Below are 17,338 nucleotides of genomic sequence, written 5' to 3' on the forward strand. Positions count from 1 at the left end.
TTTGTTTTTAGAGCTTTTATGAAAGTTTATTGGTGCATAGTAGAGAACATATATAATGTCTTAATAATAGGCAGGATAGGAAAGCCGTGTTTCTTATAATTATTTGATGCTAAAAAATCAGGAAAGGGCAAGTGGCATGAATATAACGGTAATGAATTTAAATAAGTATTATGGCAACAATCATGCGTTAAAAGACGTATCTTTCAAAATTTCTGAAAATGGATTATATCTATTAGCAGGTCCAAATGGAAGCGGAAAATCAACACTGATGGAAATATTGGCTAAGATCATCTCAGCCGATTCTGGAAGTGTAGAATACAATGCAGTAATAACTGAATCAGAATTCAAGAAGAAAGTGGGGATTCTCTTTCAACAAAACGGTGTTAGAAAAAACATAACTGTGACAGAAGAATTGGAATTTGTGAGTGAAATTTTTGATAAAGAAATTGACATCAACTTATATCTTCATAAATTTGGATTGTATGAACATCGAAATAAGAAAAGCCAAAGACTATCCGGGGGATTACAAAGGAAATTATTGATTGCTTCTCTTTTTATTCAAGATTATGACATTATTTTCTTTGATGAGCCAGCTTCTGGGTTAGACGTTCAAACAAGAGATTTCATTTGGTCTATCATTAAAGACTATTCAACGGAAAAAATATGCATTGTTTCTGATCATTATTTAGATCAGGCTGCAAGCTATTGTGACCAAATTTTATTATTGAGCAAAGGGAATTTACTATTTAAAGGGAGTAAGACCTCATTACTGGAAACCTTTGAATATCAGACGAGAATACAAAGTAAAAAAGTAGATGCAGAGAGGATTAGTCAAAAACTAGAAGAGTTTGATATCCACTATGAAACGGTTTATTCTGGTCTATTAGTTAATTTTTATATCCGGAAATCTGTGGATCAACTTGATGAGAGACTTAAATTGGAAGTTGAAGACACACGACAAATTTCGGTGGAAGATATTTACTTGTATCTGTCAGAAAAGGAAGTGAAATTGGATGCATAAAGACAATATCGTACAAGAAACCGAAGAAATGAAGTTAGGAAAAATACTAGCTTCCAAATTCACTAAATGTAAGTCCATCATAAAAACAGAAGCAAAAGCAATTTTGCGAGAGCCGTCTTCGATTTTCTTTATCTTTGTTTTACCTTTAGTATTGACGGTTGTGTTTGGTTCAGCATTTGGACAAGATGTCATGGATGCTGAAAAAGGTTTTAAAGGAATTGATACGGTGTTTCCTATAAATATTGTCTTTATTATTGCTAATATCGGCTTAATGGGGATTCCCATTTCAATTAGTGAACTCAAAGAGAAAGGCACATTGAAAAGATATTTTTCTTACCCAGTATCCTATATGATGTATTTCTTTTCAGTGATGATTACTTATATTGTTGTCAATCTGATCTCTACAATTCTTGTAAGCCTTACTTGTTTTCTTTTTTTTGATGCTCATTTCTATATGACATTTATTCAAGGAGTAAGTTTCATTTTATTTTGGCTGCTATCGATTTATATTTTTTATGGTCTTGGTTATGTAATCGTGTTGCTATTTAAATCTTCGAGAAGTACAAATATTGCTTCAACAGCTATTTTTCTTGTGATGATTTTTGGTTCAGGCATTGCGATACCACTGGACTCACTGCCATCCTTGATTAAAAAAGTGGCGGATTTTACGCCAATGGCTCACTCCATTAAAGTTTTAGAAGGACTATGGCTAGGCAAGCAAGTTTTCCAAGAAAATATGATAAGTATTTTTTATTTAACAGGGATAAGCATACTTCTAACAGTTGTGATTTATAAGTATAAAATCAAGTGGGAGGCATAGTAAGAAAATTAGCGTAATCAATCGTCGAAAAAATTATGAAAAAGGGTTCCTAAGTTGGTTGGGTGCTCTTTTTTTTATATAAATAACAGAAAAGTTCATAAAATAGACACATTATTTTACTTAAAACTGTGCTAAAATTTTAGAGGAATTAAAAAAGAAGGGATGCGATGGAAATGAAAATAGGAATAAAAAGGGATACTGGAGCTGTTGGAGGGTTGGCGAAAATTTCTGTGAAAATGAACCGGGAAAAAGTAGCTAGTCTGAAAAATAATGAAGAAAAAGAATTTGAAGTAAGTGGACCAGCGCAAATAAGTGCGAATCAGTGGTATATGGGTTCAAAAACAGTGGAAGCGAAGCCGGGTGATAAATTGGAGATTAAAATAAATCCATTAATGATTCCATGTTTTATTTTGTTTGTTCTCTTTCTCGTTTCGTTTTCGCTTCGAATCGGAATAGTTACGGTCATTGCTTTTATCGGAATTTTAGCGGTCTTTGTTTTTTGCATCAAAAACTATCTTATTGTAAAAAATATATCTGCGAAGGAATAAAAGGAAATAATTACATATTACTAAAAATGAGGGATGCCTATTCAAAAGGCATTCCTCATTTTTCTAACCTTAAGAATTTTGTTTTGTAAAAAGTTTGCCTAACTTTTGTAAGTATTCAGGGGCATCCATTTTTTCAAGCATGACTTCGATCCAATATAAACGACTTGGATCAGAACGGGCTTCCTTCATGGCAGCGAGCAGTTCTTTTTCGGTGCGAACTTGATAAGCTTGAAAGGCATTTGAGTTTCCACCAAAACAATCCGGTAACTGTTTATAGTGCCACATCGGAATATCATTGTAAGACTGCTCCGCACCATGAATTTGACGTTCAACCGTATATCCATCATTGTTGAGTACAAAAATAATCGGAGTTAGCTTTTCTCGCAGTGCGACGCCTAGCTCTTGAGCCGTTAGCTGCAAAGAACCATCACCGATAGCTAAGATATGACGACTATCTGGATTTGCAATTTGGCTCCCTAGTGCCGCAGGAAAAGTGAATCCAATGGACCCCCATAAAGGCTGGCCGATAAACTTCGTCCCAGTTTTTAAAAATAAAGGCGCAATACCAAAGAAAGAAGTTCCTTGCTCAGCGATGAGGGTATCTCCCGGTTGAAAGAAAGCATCCATCGCTTGCCAGTAACTTTTTTGAGTGAGCGTAGCGTCGTCATCTGTCCCGATAAAGGAGGTCGAAGTGGAGCCTTTCGATGGATAATCCCCTTGATAAGGCGTAACTTCTAAATCTGCTAGTGCTTTAATGAGTGGTTCAAAATGATGATTTTGAGTGACTTTACCATAAACGCTAACGCCATCCACATTAAGGGCGATCACATTTTGTTCGCTAAAACCTTGGCTGAAAGTGCCAGTTACTGAATCGGATAGTTTCACGCCCAGTAACAATAACAAATCAGCTTGATCTACAAAATTTTGGACACTTGGTTCTGAAAGTGCTCCGCTATAAGTCCCAATAAAAGAAAGCATCGTTTCATCGATCACACCTTTTCCAAGGCTTAATGTTGTGACTGGAAGCTGTGTTTTTTCAATCAACTTTTGAATGGACTTTTCAAGGCCGAAACTAGCAAGTTCATGGCCTGCCATCACGACAGGTTGCTTTGCTTCCAAAAATGCACTTTCAATTTCTTGAAGTAGGTTTTGATCTTCGCTCGTTAATTCCGTCAAACCAGATAATTCCCCGCTTGGTTTTGAAGCGGGGCTTTCCGCCACATCAATTGGTAGGTTAAGGTAAACCGGCTTTCTTGTTTCTAGCAATGTATTTAGTACGCGATCAATCTCTGCGGGCGCGTTTTCTTTGGTTAAATGAGCAGTCGCAGCAGTCACGGCTTGGTGCATTTTTTCAAAGTGCGAGAACTCGCCATCTCCTAAAGTATGGTGGACAAGTTTTCGCGTATCTTGAACCCCAGATTGCGGAGAACCAATGATCTCAACAACGGGAACATTTTCTGCAAAACTTCCAGCGATACCGTTCATTGCACTTAGCTCCCCAACCCCAAATGTTGTAACAAGTGCCGCAGCTTTCCTCGTTCGCGCATAGCCATCTGCCATATATGCGGCATTTAATTCATTCGCGTTTCCAACCCATTTTAGGTTTTTATTTGCCATGATTTTATCAAGAAACTGTAAATTGTAATCACCTGGAACCCCGAAAATCTCCGTGATTCCAAGTTCACTTAATCGATCAAGTAAATAGTCTCCAATTGTATACATATGTTTTCCTCCTTATTCGAAAGATTATAAAATGTATGCGATTCTACTTACTGCAATTCCCAGTGTAACACTTTGATAAGTGACGTCAAAGATTCCGTTTTTACCAAGAAAAGGAAGCAAGAACAAGGAGAGAACTCTCTACGTAAAAGAGTCATTTCCTTGCTCTTGCTTCTTTACTCTTATTAGGATTCAAAAAAACGAATCGCATATGCATCAAGTACAATTCGAGCCATGACTTGGATAGGAAGTCGTGAACGAACTTCGTAATCAGGAAAGTAAGATACAGCTGATTTGTGACAAACAAAATCAATTTCCGTGAGACGTGCAAGTGAACTTGAGCGGCTCGCTGTAAAGCTGATCATTCCCACATTTTTATCACGGCAAACTCGAGCGGCATCGACAAGTTCGGCTGTTTCTCCGCTAAGTGAAATGAAAATCACAACATCTTTTGACGTGTAACGTTTGCTGATAGTTGGGATGATATTTGGGTCGTTGTGCATCTCGGCATACTTACCAAGAAGCTGAAGCTTGACCATCATTTCTTGCGCAATTAGTTCAGAGAAGCCGCGAGCAAAAATCACAACACGCCGTGCAAAGTGAATTTTTTGGATGGCGTCTTCGATGGTGCCGCTATCCAGTTGGTGAATAGTATTCGTCACTTCTTGCTCGTTTTTTAAGATCGCTTTTTTGATTTCGTTGTCGACTTTTTCGATGACGTCGAAATCAGGGTCGGAGATTTCATCTTTTATGTGAATCTTAAAGGCGGTAAACCCGGTATAACCGATTTTTTGCATCGTACGCGTGATCGTTGCGGTGGAAACACTTGCTTCTTCGCTTAAAGCAACGATTGACTTTTCAGGAATTTCATTTAAGTGACGTTCGAGATAGTCAATGAGAAAACGTTCGGCTTCACTTAGCTGATGGTAATGCTGTTTTTTTCGCATAAAAAAGGAACTTTCCAAGCTCTCCACATCCATTCGTAAATTTTTACAAGCCGTTTGACGCTTTCTGAAAACATTTACAAAGAAAAATGCGTCATACTTATCATATAGCAAAAACACAAGTTGAGGAAGAGGTGAAAACATGATTTACACCTGCACGATGAATCCGGCGATTGATTTATTCACGGAATTTAAAAATTTTGAACCATTTATTGTTAATCGGAGCGTCTTTGAAGATTATCAAGCGAATGGAAAAGCTATTAATATTTCTTTTATTTTGAAGCAGATGGGGATTGATTCGGTGGCACTTGGCTTTTTAGCAGGCTTTACCGGCGACTTTATCGAACAAGAGCTGACGAAAAAGGGAATTCAAACAGATTTTGTTCACGTCCCTGGCATTACTCGGATTAATACATTTATTCGCGCTGGGAAACTCGAATATAAAGCAGTCAATCAAGGTCCGGAAATTGCTGAGAAATATCAAACCAAATTGTTGAAGCAAATGGATCAACTGGAAAAAGACGATATTTTATTCGTATCTGGCAGCTTGCCGCAAGGCGTGGATGAGCAGATCTTCATAGAAATTTCAAAGCGGGCAAAGAAAAACAAGTTTCGTGTCATTTTTGACATTAGTTCTGAGGTTCTTGTGAGCTGTTTGTCCGATCAACCCTATTTAATTAAGCCAAATGAAGAGGAGCTCGCAGCGTTTGTCGGCGTAAAAAAACTTACGAAAATTAGCGAAATCGAAACAGCTGCTCAGTCACTTCTAGAAAAGGGGGCAGAAGGCGTGCTCGTTTCCGCCGGGGCACAGGGCGCACTATTCTTAAATGAACACGAAAGCTATTTTGCCAATGCACCAAAAGGAAAAGTGGTCAACACGGCCTGCGCAGGAGACACGTTACTCGCGGCATTTGTCGGGAAAAGATTACAACAAGCCTCTTTACAAGAAGCCTTAAAATATGCGGTAGCAGCCGGATCAGCGACGGCTTTCTCGGCGGGGCTTGGCGATCTTACAAATCTTGACGCGTTATTAAATCAAATTGAAGTCATTTCGTTAAGAAGGGAGTATTAAAAATGAAAACCTATCAAATTATTGCGGCGACTGGCTGCCCAACAGGCATTGCCCATACATTTATGGCACAAGAAGCACTTGAAAAAGCGGCAGCAGAACGTGGCATTACCATCAAAGTAGAAACACACGGCCAAGAAGGGATCCAAAACGAGCTAACCCAAGCTGAAATTGACGCAGCAGATACCGTGATCATCGCAGCCGATAAAGATGTTCGTAAAGAGCGCTTCTCTGGCAAAAAAGTGATTGACGTTTCTGTCGGGCGTGGCATTAAAGATGCCCCTGAACTTATCCAAAGAGCGCTATCGGATACCGTTCCTGTTTACCATGCAGCGGGCGGAGAATCCGCGAAATCAGCAAATCAACCGGATGAAGAAAAACCAGCCTTCTGGCATCAAATTTATGTTTATTTAATGAATGGGGTTTCTCATATGCTACCTGTTGTTGTTGCAGGCGGCGTCATGGTAGCCATCAGTTTCATGTTTGGCATCAATTCGGCTGATCCGAAAAGTGCCGAATATAATGAATTCGCTTTCTATCTAAAATCAATCGGCGGCATCGCGATGAACTTAATGGTTCCCATTCTGTCAGCTTACATCGCAGAAGCCATCGCCAAACGTCCAGGACTCATCATCGGATTCATTACTGGGATGATTGCTTTCACAAATGGAACCGGTTTCTTAGGTGGTATTGTTGGTGGTTTCCTAGCAGGTTATGTGATGCTTGGACTTTCCCATCTCTTAAAGGGCTTGCCTAAGCAACTAGATGGCCTTAAATCCATTTTCCTTTTCCCAGTTCTCGGGATTTTCATCGCAGGACTTTCGATGTGGCTACTTTCAGCTCCAATGGAAATGATCAACAAAGGCATGATGGACTTCCTCGCAGGTTTCCAAGATTCTAATCCCATTTTACTTGGTTTAATTGTTGGGGCGATGTGTGCGTTCGATATGGGTGGGCCCGTCAACAAAGCGGCTTATGTCACTGGGACGGCCCTTCTTGCCCAAGGGAATTACTTCTTCATGGCCGGTGTATCTGCAGCTTGTATCACGCCACCGCTTGCAACTGGATTTGCCGTTTTATTTGCTAGAAAAGCTTATTCAGCAGACGAAAGAAGTGCTGGCTACGTCAACTTCTTACTTGGTTCAACGCATATCACAGAAGGTGCGATTCCATTTGCGGCGAAAAAACCGCTCGTTGTAATTCCATTCTTGATGATCGGATCTGCGATTGCGGCAATTTTAACCTATCTTTTCCAAGTTCAAGTGCCGGCTCCACATGGTGGCTTTATCGTACTACCGATCGTAACTCATCCGCTTCTTTGGGTACTTGCAATTTTAGTGGGATCGATTATCGCTGGTGCACTGATGGCTTGGAATCAAAATCGTAGCACGCGAAAGCAAGCACAAAAAACGCAAGACAACGTGCAACCAGTTGTGGCCGAAAAAACTGAATCGGTCTCACTTTCAGATGTGATTCGTGAAGATCTTATTTTTACAGATGTAGAAGCTAGTTCGCAAGGTAATTGTTTTGAACAGTTAGCAGATATTGCTGTTAGTAAAGGACTTGCAACGAATAAGAACGCAGTCGTTTCCGGCTTTGAAGCACGTGAAAAAGAAAGTACGACTGGGATGGAGCATGGGATTGCGATTCCACATACGGAGCTTGCAGAAATTTCTAAGCCTGCGCTCATCATCATGAAACTTGCGAATGGCGTGGAATGGAATTCGCTAGATGGCTCTGAAACGAAACTTGTCCTTGCGATGCTTATTCCAAAAGGAGGAGCTGGTGGGCATCTAGCTATGCTTTCTGAAATTTCGAAGCTGCTCGTTCATGAGTCGTTTACTCGCGAATTAATGCAAGCGAAAACAAAAACGGAAATCGAACAATTATTTAAAGAAAAGGTGGAAAAACATGACTAAACAAGAAGCTATGGCTAAGTTAGCCGACGAAAACCAGATTATCAGTGCGCTCGCAATCGATCAGCGAGGAGCTCTTAAAAGAATGATGGGGGAAAAAGGAACGGATGAAAAAATCCGCCAATTTAAACAACTTGTCTCCGAAGAATTAACGCCTTACGCCTCTTCGATTTTACTTGATCCAGAATTCGGACTTCCAGCAGCGGAAAAACGTGCGGATTCAGCGGGCCTTTTAATAGCTTATGAAAAAACGGGCTACGACGCAAGCGTTCCAGGACGGCTTCCAGATTTATTACCAGTCTGGTCTGCCAAACGAATCAAAGAACTGGGTGCTGACGCTGTGAAGTTTCTTCTATATTATGATGTGGACGAAGCGGATGAAATCAACGAACAAAAGCATGCTTTCGTCGAACGAATTGGTTCCGAATGCGAGGCCGAAGAAATTCCTTTCTATTTAGAGTTGTTATCTTACGACGCGGAAGTAAGCGATGAAAAGGAATTTGCTAAATTAAAACCGCGTAAAGTGCTTGAAATGATGCGTGAATTTTCCAAGCCGCGTTACGGGGCAGATGTTTTAAAAGTGGAAGTTCCAGTCAATATGAAATACGTTCATGGTTTTGGTTCTGAGGCAGTTTATACGCAGGAAGAAGCAGCCCATTATTTCAAACTACAAAGCGAAGTTTCCGCGCTTCCATTCATCTTTTTAAGCGCAGGCGTTAGTGCAGAGTTGTTCCAAGAAACACTTCGTTTTGCTAAGCAAGCTGGTTCGAGTTTTAATGGCGTGCTTTGCGGTCGCGCTACTTGGAAAGATGCCGTTGCCATTTTCATTCAGGATGGGGAAGCTAAAACACGTGAATGGCTACAAACAAAAGGACGAGAAAATATTGAAACGCTCAGCCAAGTACTATCCGAAACCGCTACAGGCTATAAAAAATAATTTTGAAAAGAGCATTCCTATTTGGGAATGTTCTTTTTACAATGTGACAATTTTTCACTTTACTTTTCATGCTATAATCTGAACATGAGAAAAAATTCTCAAATAAACAACAAGAAGGTGCATAATTTGTGAAAAAAATTGCAGTTATTATTAGTCTGATAGTAGTACTACTATCAATTGGAGGAATGAATACAGCAGCTTATAGAATTGGCTTCAAAAATGTTTTTTATCACAGTAGTCCGTATGATTTTACACCAAAGGCAAGAAAATATTCGAAATCATCATACGGGATCTATACGAGTTCTTTAAAATCTAAAGGTGATATTTATATGTGGCCACGAGCAAACAGGCAGGGAGTCAATGCTGGATACGACAAGAAGCAAAGACTTGGTGGGCAAACACTTCCTAACTATGCTGTTGAAAATTATGGTTATGGTTGTTCAGTAGATATTGAATTCAAGTTACGTACTTGGTTTTGGGATAGAAGCAGATCTACAGCATCCGGCTCATGGCAACCTGATATTTAAGTACATAAAAGACGACCATCTAGATGCAAAACTTAGGTGGTCGGTTATAAGCAACCAAAAAGGTGGGACAGCATGAAAAACTATTTTTTAGCCTATGTGAAAAACCCTTATTTTTATTTATCCTTAATTTTAATGATCGTTTTTCCGTTTTTAAATATCCTTCATAATTTGCAAACCGCTTTACATACCTCGTTCGATATTCGTTCCTTTGATTTTTATCTGAGCCCTTATACGATGTGGATTGGAAATGAAAACGGTGATGGATATGGAACGTTTCTTTATATTTTACTCCCCATTTTAGTGGCAATTCCAACGGTTTCTGTTTATTTTGACTATCAAAAATCTGGATTTCATTATTTTTCACGATATAAACTTTCGAATCGAGGTTATGCCCTTTTGTTTTTTCGTGCCTCTTTATTGATTGGCTTTTTCATGCCTTTTGTGATTTTAATGATTGATTTTTTAAGTCTCTTCCTCATTTGGCCAGATTTCAAGCTACAAGACTATTTCGCCTTAGATAATGCTGGACGTGGGATTTATACCTTCATGTTTCCCTCTTTTTTTATTACCATCCATTTTTAGCAACTTGCATCAATATTTTTCTAGTTAGTTTATATGCTAGCTTATTTGCAGCACTTGCTACGCTATTTTCTGCCTATATTTCGAATCGCTTTATTTGCTTATTGCTCCCATTTTTAATACAAACTATGGTTGGTTTTTTATCCGCAATCTTGGATCTTTCAGTAGCATGGACTCCAGCTCAATTTCTGAATATGTCGGTTTCAACGAAGAGACCTTCTTCCTTGTTGATTTTTGGACTGCCATTTTTACTGCTAGCGATTTTTTATCTACTTTATAGGAAGAGGGCTCTTAGAGATGGATAAGTTAAAAGCGGTGTTGCTTACTTCCTTCACGCTTGAGAAAAAGAAATGGCTTCTTATCACTTGTTTCTTGCTTTTTCTTTCTTTAATCAATACTTTTTTACTGTGCGAGAAACCTGAGGATAGAGGTTTAGAACTTTTTTTCAGCAAAAGATATCTTGTCTTTTTTTATTTGCCGTTCCTTTATATTAGTTTTGGTTTTCTACGTCAAAGCACATCGGAACTTTTTCTTGCAAGATTTAGAACAAGTCGCTTTTTACTTATGATGCAGATTGTGCGTGCTGCTTTTCTAGCGTTTTTCTGTTGCTTTATAGAGATTTGCGTCGCTCTACCTGCTGCTTTGAAAAATGATGAAATGACTATTAATCTTCTTTACTTAGTTATAAATACTTTCTTTTTTACTTTTTTTCTATTAATTTGCTTTGAATTTTTGACACGGCTATTTCGACACTCGCTTATTTCCTTTTTCTTTTTATTTGGCTATTTGTTCTTTGAAGATTTTTGGGTTAGTAGATTTAACGGGACCACACTTTTTGCGGGTAAATGGTATTTTGATGAAAGACCTGATTTAATGGAAGTTTATTCCTGGCCTAATTTAGGATTAATTTGGGGCATATTGGCACTACTTATTATTTGCTATAGTGAAACTATCAAATTTGCAAAGCTCTTTTCGAGAAAAGGGGAAGGATAATGTTCATAAAGCTTATGAAACGCAACTTCGCTCAGCTAAATAGAAAGCATTATCTGGGGTTAGCTCTTCCTATTTTGATTGCCGCCTTTTTCTTTAAAAGCTATAGTGAAATTTTTAAAGGAATTCGAATAGAAACAGACTTTTCCGTTTTTGAAATTCCTTTTGTATGGCTACTCTTTGAGTGGGTTCCTTATTTTCTTTTTTTAGAAGTATTTGCGGAAATCATCCATTCTTTAGATCGCTATTTACTTGGACGTGTAAAAAATACAAGGCTTCTTTTTTATGCCAATTTCATCAGTTTTTTCGGCTTGCTTCTTTTTTATCATTTGATTTTGTATGTTGCTACTTTGTCTTTTTCTAGAGAAATCGTCGTGCATCTATTATTCAACTTAATCACTAATTTTTTTATAGCTCTTTTAGCCTTTTGCTTGTTATTTTTTCTATCTAGCATCTATGTTTTTGTTTGTATCATTGCTATTTATTTTTTCACGGTTTTCGAGCCCTCTTTTTTCCCCATGGTTAATTACACAATGGGAGCAAGAATGAATCGCGCTTGGGAGGCTACAGATACAATCTGTTTTGCCATTTGGATTATTCTTGTTTTTTTCTTGGTTATGCTGCTAAAAAAATCCTATTTTAGAGTGAGGTTTATGAGTGAAAACATTACTAAACATGAAAATTATTGTTATAAGAGGAATCGCGACGCTTATAGAAGTTCTGCCCCTCGCTTTTCCCCTCAAATTAAAATTACATTCATAGCCTCTATTTTCTGTTTGCATAAATATGAATCGCCTCTTTACTTGTCTTATCATCCGCGTGCATGTAGACTTTTGTAACTTGCGACCCTAGTGTGTGCCCTAATCGTTGCTGAATAGCGATCTCATTAACCCCCGCATCTGCTAAGCGTTTAGCGTGTGTATGCCTGAACGCGTGGATGGGGTGCTTTGTATGATAAGTGACACCCGTTTTATAACAAACGCTCTTTATGGCTTTTCTAAAAGTCGTATGAAGCATAGGTCTTCCGATTTTATCGTTAAAAATGAAATTGTATTTTTGCTTAAATTCGGGATTCTTTAGCCTGTTTTTTTTGTTATCTCGTATTCTCTTTTTTATCAATTCATTAGCCTTATCATCTAAATAAACTACTCGTTCAGAATCCTCCGTTTTCAAAGAACCAAATACAATATTTTCCCGTCTACTTGTTGAGAGTAATTGCGATTCAAGAACAAGCGCTTTATTTTCACTGTCGTAATTTTCTTCTAATAACCCCAAAATCTCGCCAATCCTTAAACCTGTATCAATTATTAGTCTAATGATATCAATGTAAACAGGTTTAATACTTTTACAAGCAAGTATTTTTTCTATTTCCTCGTCTGTATAAAATTTATTTTTTTCATCTTGCTTCTTTTCTGTAGACGTGATTTGCTTAGGGATTTTCACGCGCTCAGCGGGGTTTATTATATCAACATCTAGCTCATAACGTAGATAATCAAAACAGGACTGCACAATAGAATTCAAAAGTCGTATAGTCCCCACGCTAAGAATAGGAACAAGTGAATTTATAAAATCTTTGTATACTTTTCTACTGATATTTGACATGGGTATATGCCCAAGTTTTGGGAAAATATGCGTCTGCATTACAATTCTTCTATTGTTTATTGTGGTGGTTTTCAATATCGGAACCCGTTGAGTTTCAAACCATTCGGTCATAAAGTCCTCAAGGGTTCTATCCTTTTGACTAACGTCTATTCCTGCTTCTATCGCTTCTTTTTCCTTCATCAAAGCATTATACGCTTCTATTGCGTCTTTTTTTGCCACTTCCCTATCTTTATGCCGTCCGCTTCTTTCTTTTTGTTTTCCGTCCATTCTGACGCGTACGCGCCAAGTCCACAATCCTTTTTCTTTATCAAATACTGGTTTCATTCGTTTTCTTTCCTTTCCTTGGGCAAAAAGGGCACAGAATGAAAAAAATACGGTTATACTTTGGCTTCTTTTTGACTAATAAACTCAATGTATTCAATGACGTTCTTTACTTTCTCATCGTCTAAATGGGCGATTAAGGACAGCACATATTCCTTATTTGGACTAATGTCCCCATAAAGATAGTCAATAGAAACGCCATAAAATTCACTTAACTGTTTCGCCGCCTTTCGGTTTAGATTTCTAAAACCTGTTTCATAATTTGCATAAGTAGAAACGACCCACCCCAAAGAATCGGCAACTTGTTTTTGGGTGAAATGATGGGCTAGCCGCAATTCTTTTAAGGGTTTGTGCGTTTTCTTCATGAAATCCCCTCCTATGATGTATTCAATTTGCGTATTTAGTATAAAAGGTTTTATAAAAAAAGTAAATAAAAATTTAAAAAATAATCTGGATTATTGAAGGGGATAGGGCATTAATTAATGAAAATAGAGCTTTTTATGGTAATGGAGAAGATTGTTAGAGATATTTCAAGAATGAATGATTTTAAGAGAGTATACTCAATTTGTATATATTTGAAGCAGAATTTTAAGGACTTGCATAAAAAATAAGCAGGAGTGTACAAAAATCGCCGCTTTTTAAAATGATAATCAATGTGCGAAAAGCATAAAAAAGAGAAGGAGTAAACAAATTTGAGCACTAAATTCCGATTTGTATGCAAAAATGAACGGTTTAAATGTTTTGAGTTCGAGAGCTTTAAAAGGTACCATTCGTAAAATTCACTCGCTAGAAATTAAAGCGAAAAAAATCAATAAAAAAACGGCAAAAGTTTATAATCCCATTCCAGCAGAACAAGTTTAAACTTTAGAAAAATTTGAGGTGTTCCCTATCATTTTGAACATGGTAACACTCAAAAAACTAGAAAAGAGAAGGGAACAAAATGCCTTTGTTACTAGTTCCCTTTTTTCTTTCAAAACTCTCTATTTTTCTTAAAAGTTTAAATCATTAGTTTTTCCGCCCGTTTTCAAGGGCAGAAGTGACAAGAAATTTTCAAGTGTGTTTATTTTCAAGGGTCACAAGAGATTTTCAGACGTTACTAGTTCTTAAATAACAACTAAAAAACAAGAAGAATTGGAACATCAAGAAACGGCAGAACAAGGCTTTTTAAGGTATATAAGTTTCTAGTTACTTTCTTTTCTTTTAATAAATAATAAAAATATTAAATATAAAGAAAGTAGTAAAAAGGAGTAAGTATATATAAGAGGTCTGGGCGGGCTATAAAAAAGGGAATTTGTAACTTTTTGCCTTAGATTTTTAGAAAGATTGGCTTAACGATGCGGATTTTGAAAGGTGAGGTAAGAAAATGAGTATAAAAAAAGTAGAAACGCATAATCAGAATATACCTTCTGATAATGTGAACAATCCTGCACATTATACAGCGGGGGGCATTGAAACGCTTGATTATATTAAAGCGAAAATAACGCACTATCCTTCTTTCGCTGTAGCAAACATTATTAAGTATGTTTCACGATATGAGCATAAGAACGGACTTGAAGACTTGAAGAAAGCGCAGTTTTATTTAAATGATTTAATAAGTGAGGTAGAAGAGCATGGTTAAATATTTATCTTTATTTTCTTATTTGATTCTGGGACTTGGTGCGCTTGGCATGGGCTTGTTGTTTTATTTGCACATTGTAGACTTTGAAACGTCTGCTATTTCTTTGTTGGTCTATGTTGTGATTGCGAATTTAATAAAGGACTAAAGGGGCGGTGCTGATTGAGTAAACGACTAAGAAAGTCACACTATAAAGCAATTGAAGACGAAATAAGATTTTATCATACAACGAAGAAAGAACTTGAAGAATTAAGAATCAACGTTGTGTTAGGTGCGTCTTTTCAAGAACAGCGAGACGAGAATATGGGCGGCGGTTCAAGTGGATTCATAAGCAATCCGACCGAACAACGGGCGTTATTGTTGCAGATGGATAGACGTATTGAACGAATGCAAAAGACATTGAACGCGATTGAAACGGTGTTGAATCAGCTAAGCGATGAAGATAAGCAATTAATACATTTCAGGTATTGGGATAAGGGGAAGCCCACTTGGACATGGATTGCGAACAGGTTGAACATGAGCGAAAGCACAGCGAAACGAAAACGGAAAGAAGTAGTCTATCGTATTGCGGAAAGATTGGGGTATTGATTACTTTATTGAATGACGCTTGATATTCATTTCAAAAAAAGTTGACCCGTTTTTGACCCGTTTGGCACTTAAAAACGTGTTATTATGATAGAGTAAGGAATTTAGGCGAAACACTAATTTATCTTATATGTGTATCTGCTCGCCTCTTTCTTACACGTGTTGTTATAGTATGAAGCATCTTCCTTTCATTGCAACTCTCTATTACATGTTGAATAGAGAGTTGTATTATTGTATACTAAAAGAAAAAAAGGATGATAACTATGGACATGCTAGAACAATTTATTCATTCAACCGTTAGGATAGTGGGAAATACAGAAGAAGGGTTAGAAGTGAGTGCCACAGGATTCTTTTTTTCGTTTGATATAAAAATAAAAGACGAGGAAAAATGCACACTTTTTATTGTTACAAACCGTCATGTTTTTGAAGATTTGGAAAGTGTCAAACTAGTTTTGACGGAGATCAAGGACAACAATACTAAAGACACAACGCACCATGTGAAAATAAGCGTTGGTGCCTTGCAAGACGGCGTTGTTTTTCATCCAGATAAGAATATTGATTTAGCCATTATGCCGATGGGCGGAATACTTGATGACCTTAAAAATAAAGGAAAGAACATTCTTGCACCGTGTTTAAATGATTCACTGTTTTGTAAAGAAGAAGAATTGGACGGTATGCAAGCAGTTGAAGATATTGCGGTTGTGGGCTATCCTAATGGTTTATGGGACGAAGTAAATAATTTACCTTTAGTAAGGTCTGGTCGAACTGCTACAGACATAAGAAAAGAGTTTAACGGTGAGAGAAAATTTATTATAGATTGTTCTATTTATCCAGGTTCAAGCGGTTCTCCCGTTATTTTAATGAATAGGGGAACTTATTATCATAACAAAACGGTCATGATGGGAAGTAGATTTAGACTTTTAGGAATAAATTCGGCAGTTTATCAAAGTAATACGCAAGGGGTTTTTAACATCGACCCTAATACAACTTTAAATAATATTATTACGCCAATTCCTAATAACTTAGGTATAATAATTAAGGCAGAATGTTTATTTGACTTTTTACCGCTCATAGAAAGAAGAGCTGAAGCGGAGCTGGGTTTAATATAGAGAGTTTCACAATTAAATAATTTTAATATAAAAAGTCTTTGCATATCGCAAGGGCTTTTTATATTGGACTTAAGGAGAGAAACGAATGAATGAAAGAGATGTACTAAAACCCTATGTATCACATGGTTATGAGCTTATGATGAGCCTTGCCAAGCATGAAGATGTGAAACTTGGTTCATTTGTTCATGAACTAAATGAGCTTGTACTTGATAACATGAACGAAGAAGAACAGTTCTACTATAAGTGTTTGTTACTTAGTGAAGCCTTGCGGGGAATTGCAGAGGCAGGTAAGAAGCAGACAGAATACACAGAGGACGAAGAAGAAACAGAAGAAGGATTTGACTTTTAATGCTAAGTAAAGAACAGCGCAGAGCGTTCTATAAGTCTCGTGCGTGGCAGTCTGTGCGATTGCTAGCACTTGAGCGAGATAACTTCGAATGCCAAGCCTGCAAAAAGAATGGCGATCTCTTTATACAACAGGACGAAGCCACGAAGCAAAAGCACAAGCGCTTAGACGTTGACCACATAAAAGAACTCGAACAATTCCCAGAGCTTGGACTTGAGTTGGAAAATCTCATAACGCTTTGTGTGAAGTGTCATAACAAAAAACATCAAAGATTTATTAAAAAAAGCAATAAATGGGCGCATGATGAAAATTGGTAAATCAGCGAAAAACGTTGATGTATCAACACCCCCGCCCGAAAAGTTTCCAGTTTAACCTCCCTCATGGGAACGGTGTGGGGGTCTTCTGTTTAGAAAAATGCAAGGAAGGACTTTGCGTTAAGAGGTGTTAAAAAGATTATGGCTAAACGCTGATCTGAAAACCGTTAACTAGAGAGGATATAAGAATTAAGAGAAAAGAGTGTGACTGTGTTGAAAAATTTCAGCTTTCCAAAGTGGAAGAAGTGATTGTGTACGCCTATTTTTTTGTGCATGTATACGCGAGTCTATTTTGGATGTTAAAAAAATCATGTGGTTATAGGGATTCCCTTTTTTGCTTTACATACATTATTTGAAAGCTATGTTGTTTTTACTC

18 protein-coding genes and 3 pseudogenes are annotated in these 17,338 nt (G+C 37.5%); 17 read left to right on the forward strand and 4 right to left on the reverse strand.

The genetic code is table 11. From position 1 onward, the window contains the following. Positions 1-136: 136 nt before the first annotated feature. The 3 genes from HCK02_RS10345 (at position 137) to HCK02_RS10355 (ending at position 2,389) form a co-directional block, all read left to right on the forward strand. Positions 137-1,021 carry an ABC transporter ATP-binding protein gene (locus tag HCK02_RS10345; protein WP_167630038.1) on the forward strand — a complete coding sequence of 295 codons (885 nt, stop codon included), beginning with the start codon at positions 137-139 and terminating at the stop codon, positions 1,019-1,021. Next, a complete protein-coding gene (locus tag HCK02_RS10350) occupies positions 1,014-1,841 on the forward strand; it encodes an ABC transporter permease (protein WP_167630039.1) in 828 nt (275 codons plus the stop codon). The genes HCK02_RS10345 and HCK02_RS10350 overlap by 8 nt, the downstream gene beginning before the upstream one ends. Positions 1,842-2,008: 167 nt before the next feature. Then, positions 2,009-2,389 (forward strand): hypothetical protein, encoded by a 381-nt coding sequence (locus tag HCK02_RS10355; protein ID WP_167630040.1) that lies wholly within the window; start codon positions 2,009-2,011, stop codon positions 2,387-2,389. A 69-nt stretch (positions 2,390-2,458) separates the two neighbouring features. On the opposite strand, the gene HCK02_RS10360 is transcribed toward HCK02_RS10355, so the two are convergent. After that, a complete protein-coding gene (locus tag HCK02_RS10360) occupies positions 2,459-4,111 on the reverse strand; it encodes an alpha-keto acid decarboxylase family protein (RefSeq protein WP_167630041.1) in 1,653 nt (550 codons plus the stop codon). Between the two features lie 182 nt (positions 4,112-4,293). After that, complete coding sequence (locus HCK02_RS10365; RefSeq protein ID WP_122865143.1) at positions 4,294-5,055, reverse strand: MurR/RpiR family transcriptional regulator; 762 nt, start codon at positions 5,053-5,055, stop codon at positions 4,294-4,296. Positions 5,056-5,194: 139 nt separating this feature from the next. On the opposite strand from HCK02_RS10365, the gene pfkB reads away from it, so the two are divergent. The 8 genes and pseudogenes from pfkB to HCK02_RS10400 all read left to right on the forward strand — a co-directional run bounded on the left by pfkB (position 5,195) and on the right by HCK02_RS10400 (position 11,909). After that, positions 5,195-6,124: a 1-phosphofructokinase gene (pfkB, locus tag HCK02_RS10370; RefSeq protein WP_167630042.1), complete on the forward strand. Its 930-nt coding sequence runs from the start codon at positions 5,195-5,197 to the stop codon at positions 6,122-6,124. Positions 6,125-6,126: 2 nt separating this feature from the next. Further along, a pseudogene (locus HCK02_RS10375) lies at positions 6,127-7,485 on the forward strand (PTS fructose transporter subunit IIC); the annotation flags it as partial. Positions 7,486-7,602: 117 nt separating this feature from the next. Beyond that, a pseudogene (locus HCK02_RS14290) lies at positions 7,603-8,040 on the forward strand (PTS sugar transporter subunit IIA); the annotation flags it as partial. Continuing rightward, positions 8,033-8,974 carry a tagatose-bisphosphate aldolase gene (lacD, locus tag HCK02_RS10380; protein ID WP_167630044.1) on the forward strand — a complete coding sequence of 314 codons (942 nt, stop codon included), beginning with the start codon at positions 8,033-8,035 and terminating at the stop codon, positions 8,972-8,974. The pseudogene HCK02_RS14290 and the gene lacD, both read left to right, overlap by 8 nt. Before the next feature lie 128 nt (positions 8,975-9,102). Next, on the forward strand, positions 9,103-9,501 hold the full coding sequence (locus tag HCK02_RS10385) for a hypothetical protein (protein WP_167630045.1): 399 nt from the start codon (positions 9,103-9,105) through the stop codon (positions 9,499-9,501). A gap of 72 nt (positions 9,502-9,573) precedes the next feature. Then, positions 9,574-10,083 carry a hypothetical protein gene (locus HCK02_RS10390; protein ID WP_167630046.1) on the forward strand — a complete coding sequence of 170 codons (510 nt, stop codon included), beginning with the start codon at positions 9,574-9,576 and terminating at the stop codon, positions 10,081-10,083. A 561-nt stretch (positions 10,084-10,644) separates the two neighbouring features. Continuing rightward, complete coding sequence (locus HCK02_RS10395) at positions 10,645-11,073, forward strand: hypothetical protein (protein WP_167630047.1); 429 nt, start codon at positions 10,645-10,647, stop codon at positions 11,071-11,073. Continuing rightward, positions 11,073-11,909, forward strand: a complete 837-nt coding sequence (locus tag HCK02_RS10400) for a hypothetical protein (protein ID WP_167630048.1) — start codon at positions 11,073-11,075, stop codon at positions 11,907-11,909. Before HCK02_RS10395 ends, HCK02_RS10400 begins: the two co-directional genes overlap by 1 nt. Here HCK02_RS10400 and HCK02_RS10405 read toward each other — a convergent pair. Next, positions 11,836-12,996 carry a tyrosine-type recombinase/integrase gene (locus tag HCK02_RS10405; RefSeq protein WP_167630049.1) on the reverse strand — a complete coding sequence of 387 codons (1,161 nt, stop codon included), beginning with the start codon at positions 12,994-12,996 and terminating at the stop codon, positions 11,836-11,838. The two genes, HCK02_RS10400 and HCK02_RS10405, sit on opposite strands and share 74 nt — an antisense overlap. Positions 12,997-13,049: 53 nt before the next feature. Further along, positions 13,050-13,358 carry a helix-turn-helix domain-containing protein gene (locus tag HCK02_RS10410; protein ID WP_167630050.1) on the reverse strand — a complete coding sequence of 103 codons (309 nt, stop codon included), beginning with the start codon at positions 13,356-13,358 and terminating at the stop codon, positions 13,050-13,052. A gap of 1,040 nt (positions 13,359-14,398) precedes the next feature. Here HCK02_RS10410 and HCK02_RS10415 point away from each other — a divergent pair. The 6 genes and pseudogenes from HCK02_RS10415 to HCK02_RS10440 form a co-directional block, all read left to right on the forward strand. Beyond that, positions 14,399-14,611: pseudogene (locus HCK02_RS10415) on the forward strand (DUF3310 domain-containing protein); the annotation flags it as partial. Next, a complete protein-coding gene (locus HCK02_RS10420; RefSeq protein ID WP_167630051.1) occupies positions 14,604-14,756 on the forward strand; it encodes a hypothetical protein in 153 nt (50 codons plus the stop codon). The pseudogene HCK02_RS10415 and the gene HCK02_RS10420, both read left to right, overlap by 8 nt. Positions 14,757-14,770: 14 nt before the next feature. Further along, entirely contained in the window at positions 14,771-15,196 is a 426-nt protein-coding gene (locus tag HCK02_RS10425; RefSeq protein ID WP_167630052.1) for a DUF722 domain-containing protein, read from the forward strand. 260 nt (positions 15,197-15,456) lie between these two features. Beyond that, entirely contained in the window at positions 15,457-16,302 is an 846-nt protein-coding gene (locus HCK02_RS10430) for a S1 family peptidase (RefSeq protein ID WP_167630053.1), read from the forward strand. 85 nt (positions 16,303-16,387) lie between these two features. Next, positions 16,388-16,651: a hypothetical protein gene (locus HCK02_RS10435; protein ID WP_167630054.1), complete on the forward strand. Its 264-nt coding sequence runs from the start codon at positions 16,388-16,390 to the stop codon at positions 16,649-16,651. Next, positions 16,651-16,965 carry an HNH endonuclease gene (locus tag HCK02_RS10440; RefSeq protein ID WP_167630055.1) on the forward strand — a complete coding sequence of 105 codons (315 nt, stop codon included), beginning with the start codon at positions 16,651-16,653 and terminating at the stop codon, positions 16,963-16,965. The genes HCK02_RS10435 and HCK02_RS10440 overlap by 1 nt, the downstream gene beginning before the upstream one ends. Positions 16,966-17,338 lie beyond the last annotated feature (373 nt).

It is taken from the genome of Listeria valentina (assembly GCF_011800755.1).
Classification (GTDB): Bacteria; Bacillota; Bacilli; order Lactobacillales; family Listeriaceae; genus Listeria; species Listeria valentina.

Bases quoted from the DNA above. Each gene is read 5' to 3' on its own strand.
- HCK02_RS10440 (WP_167630055.1), top strand. From the start codon at position 16,651: ATGCTAAGTAAAGAACAGCGCAGAGCGTTCTATAAGTCTCGTGCGTGG.
- HCK02_RS10410 (WP_167630050.1), bottom strand. From the start codon at position 13,358: ATGAAGAAAACGCACAAACCCTTAAAAGAATTGCGGCTAGCCCATCAT.
- lacD (WP_167630044.1), top strand. From the start codon at position 8,033: ATGACTAAACAAGAAGCTATGGCTAAGTTAGCCGACGAAAACCAGATT.
- HCK02_RS10350 (WP_167630039.1), top strand. From the start codon at position 1,014: ATGCATAAAGACAATATCGTACAAGAAACCGAAGAAATGAAGTTAGGA.
- HCK02_RS10390 (WP_167630046.1), top strand. From the start codon at position 9,574: ATGAAAAACTATTTTTTAGCCTATGTGAAAAACCCTTATTTTTATTTA.
- HCK02_RS10400 (WP_167630048.1), top strand. From the start codon at position 11,073: ATGTTCATAAAGCTTATGAAACGCAACTTCGCTCAGCTAAATAGAAAG.
- HCK02_RS10345 (WP_167630038.1), top strand. From the start codon at position 137: ATGAATATAACGGTAATGAATTTAAATAAGTATTATGGCAACAATCAT.
- HCK02_RS10420 (WP_167630051.1), top strand. From the start codon at position 14,604: ATGGTTAAATATTTATCTTTATTTTCTTATTTGATTCTGGGACTTGGT.
- HCK02_RS10430 (WP_167630053.1), top strand. From the start codon at position 15,457: ATGGACATGCTAGAACAATTTATTCATTCAACCGTTAGGATAGTGGGA.
- HCK02_RS10360 (WP_167630041.1), bottom strand. From the start codon at position 4,111: ATGTATACAATTGGAGACTATTTACTTGATCGATTAAGTGAACTTGGA.
- pfkB (WP_167630042.1), top strand. From the start codon at position 5,195: ATGATTTACACCTGCACGATGAATCCGGCGATTGATTTATTCACGGAA.
- HCK02_RS10365 (WP_122865143.1), bottom strand. From the start codon at position 5,055: ATGCGAAAAAAACAGCATTACCATCAGCTAAGTGAAGCCGAACGTTTT.
- HCK02_RS10355 (WP_167630040.1), top strand. From the start codon at position 2,009: ATGGAAATGAAAATAGGAATAAAAAGGGATACTGGAGCTGTTGGAGGG.
- HCK02_RS10435 (WP_167630054.1), top strand. From the start codon at position 16,388: ATGAATGAAAGAGATGTACTAAAACCCTATGTATCACATGGTTATGAG.
- HCK02_RS10395 (WP_167630047.1), top strand. From the start codon at position 10,645: ATGATGCAGATTGTGCGTGCTGCTTTTCTAGCGTTTTTCTGTTGCTTT.
- HCK02_RS10405 (WP_167630049.1), bottom strand. From the start codon at position 12,996: ATGAAACCAGTATTTGATAAAGAAAAAGGATTGTGGACTTGGCGCGTA.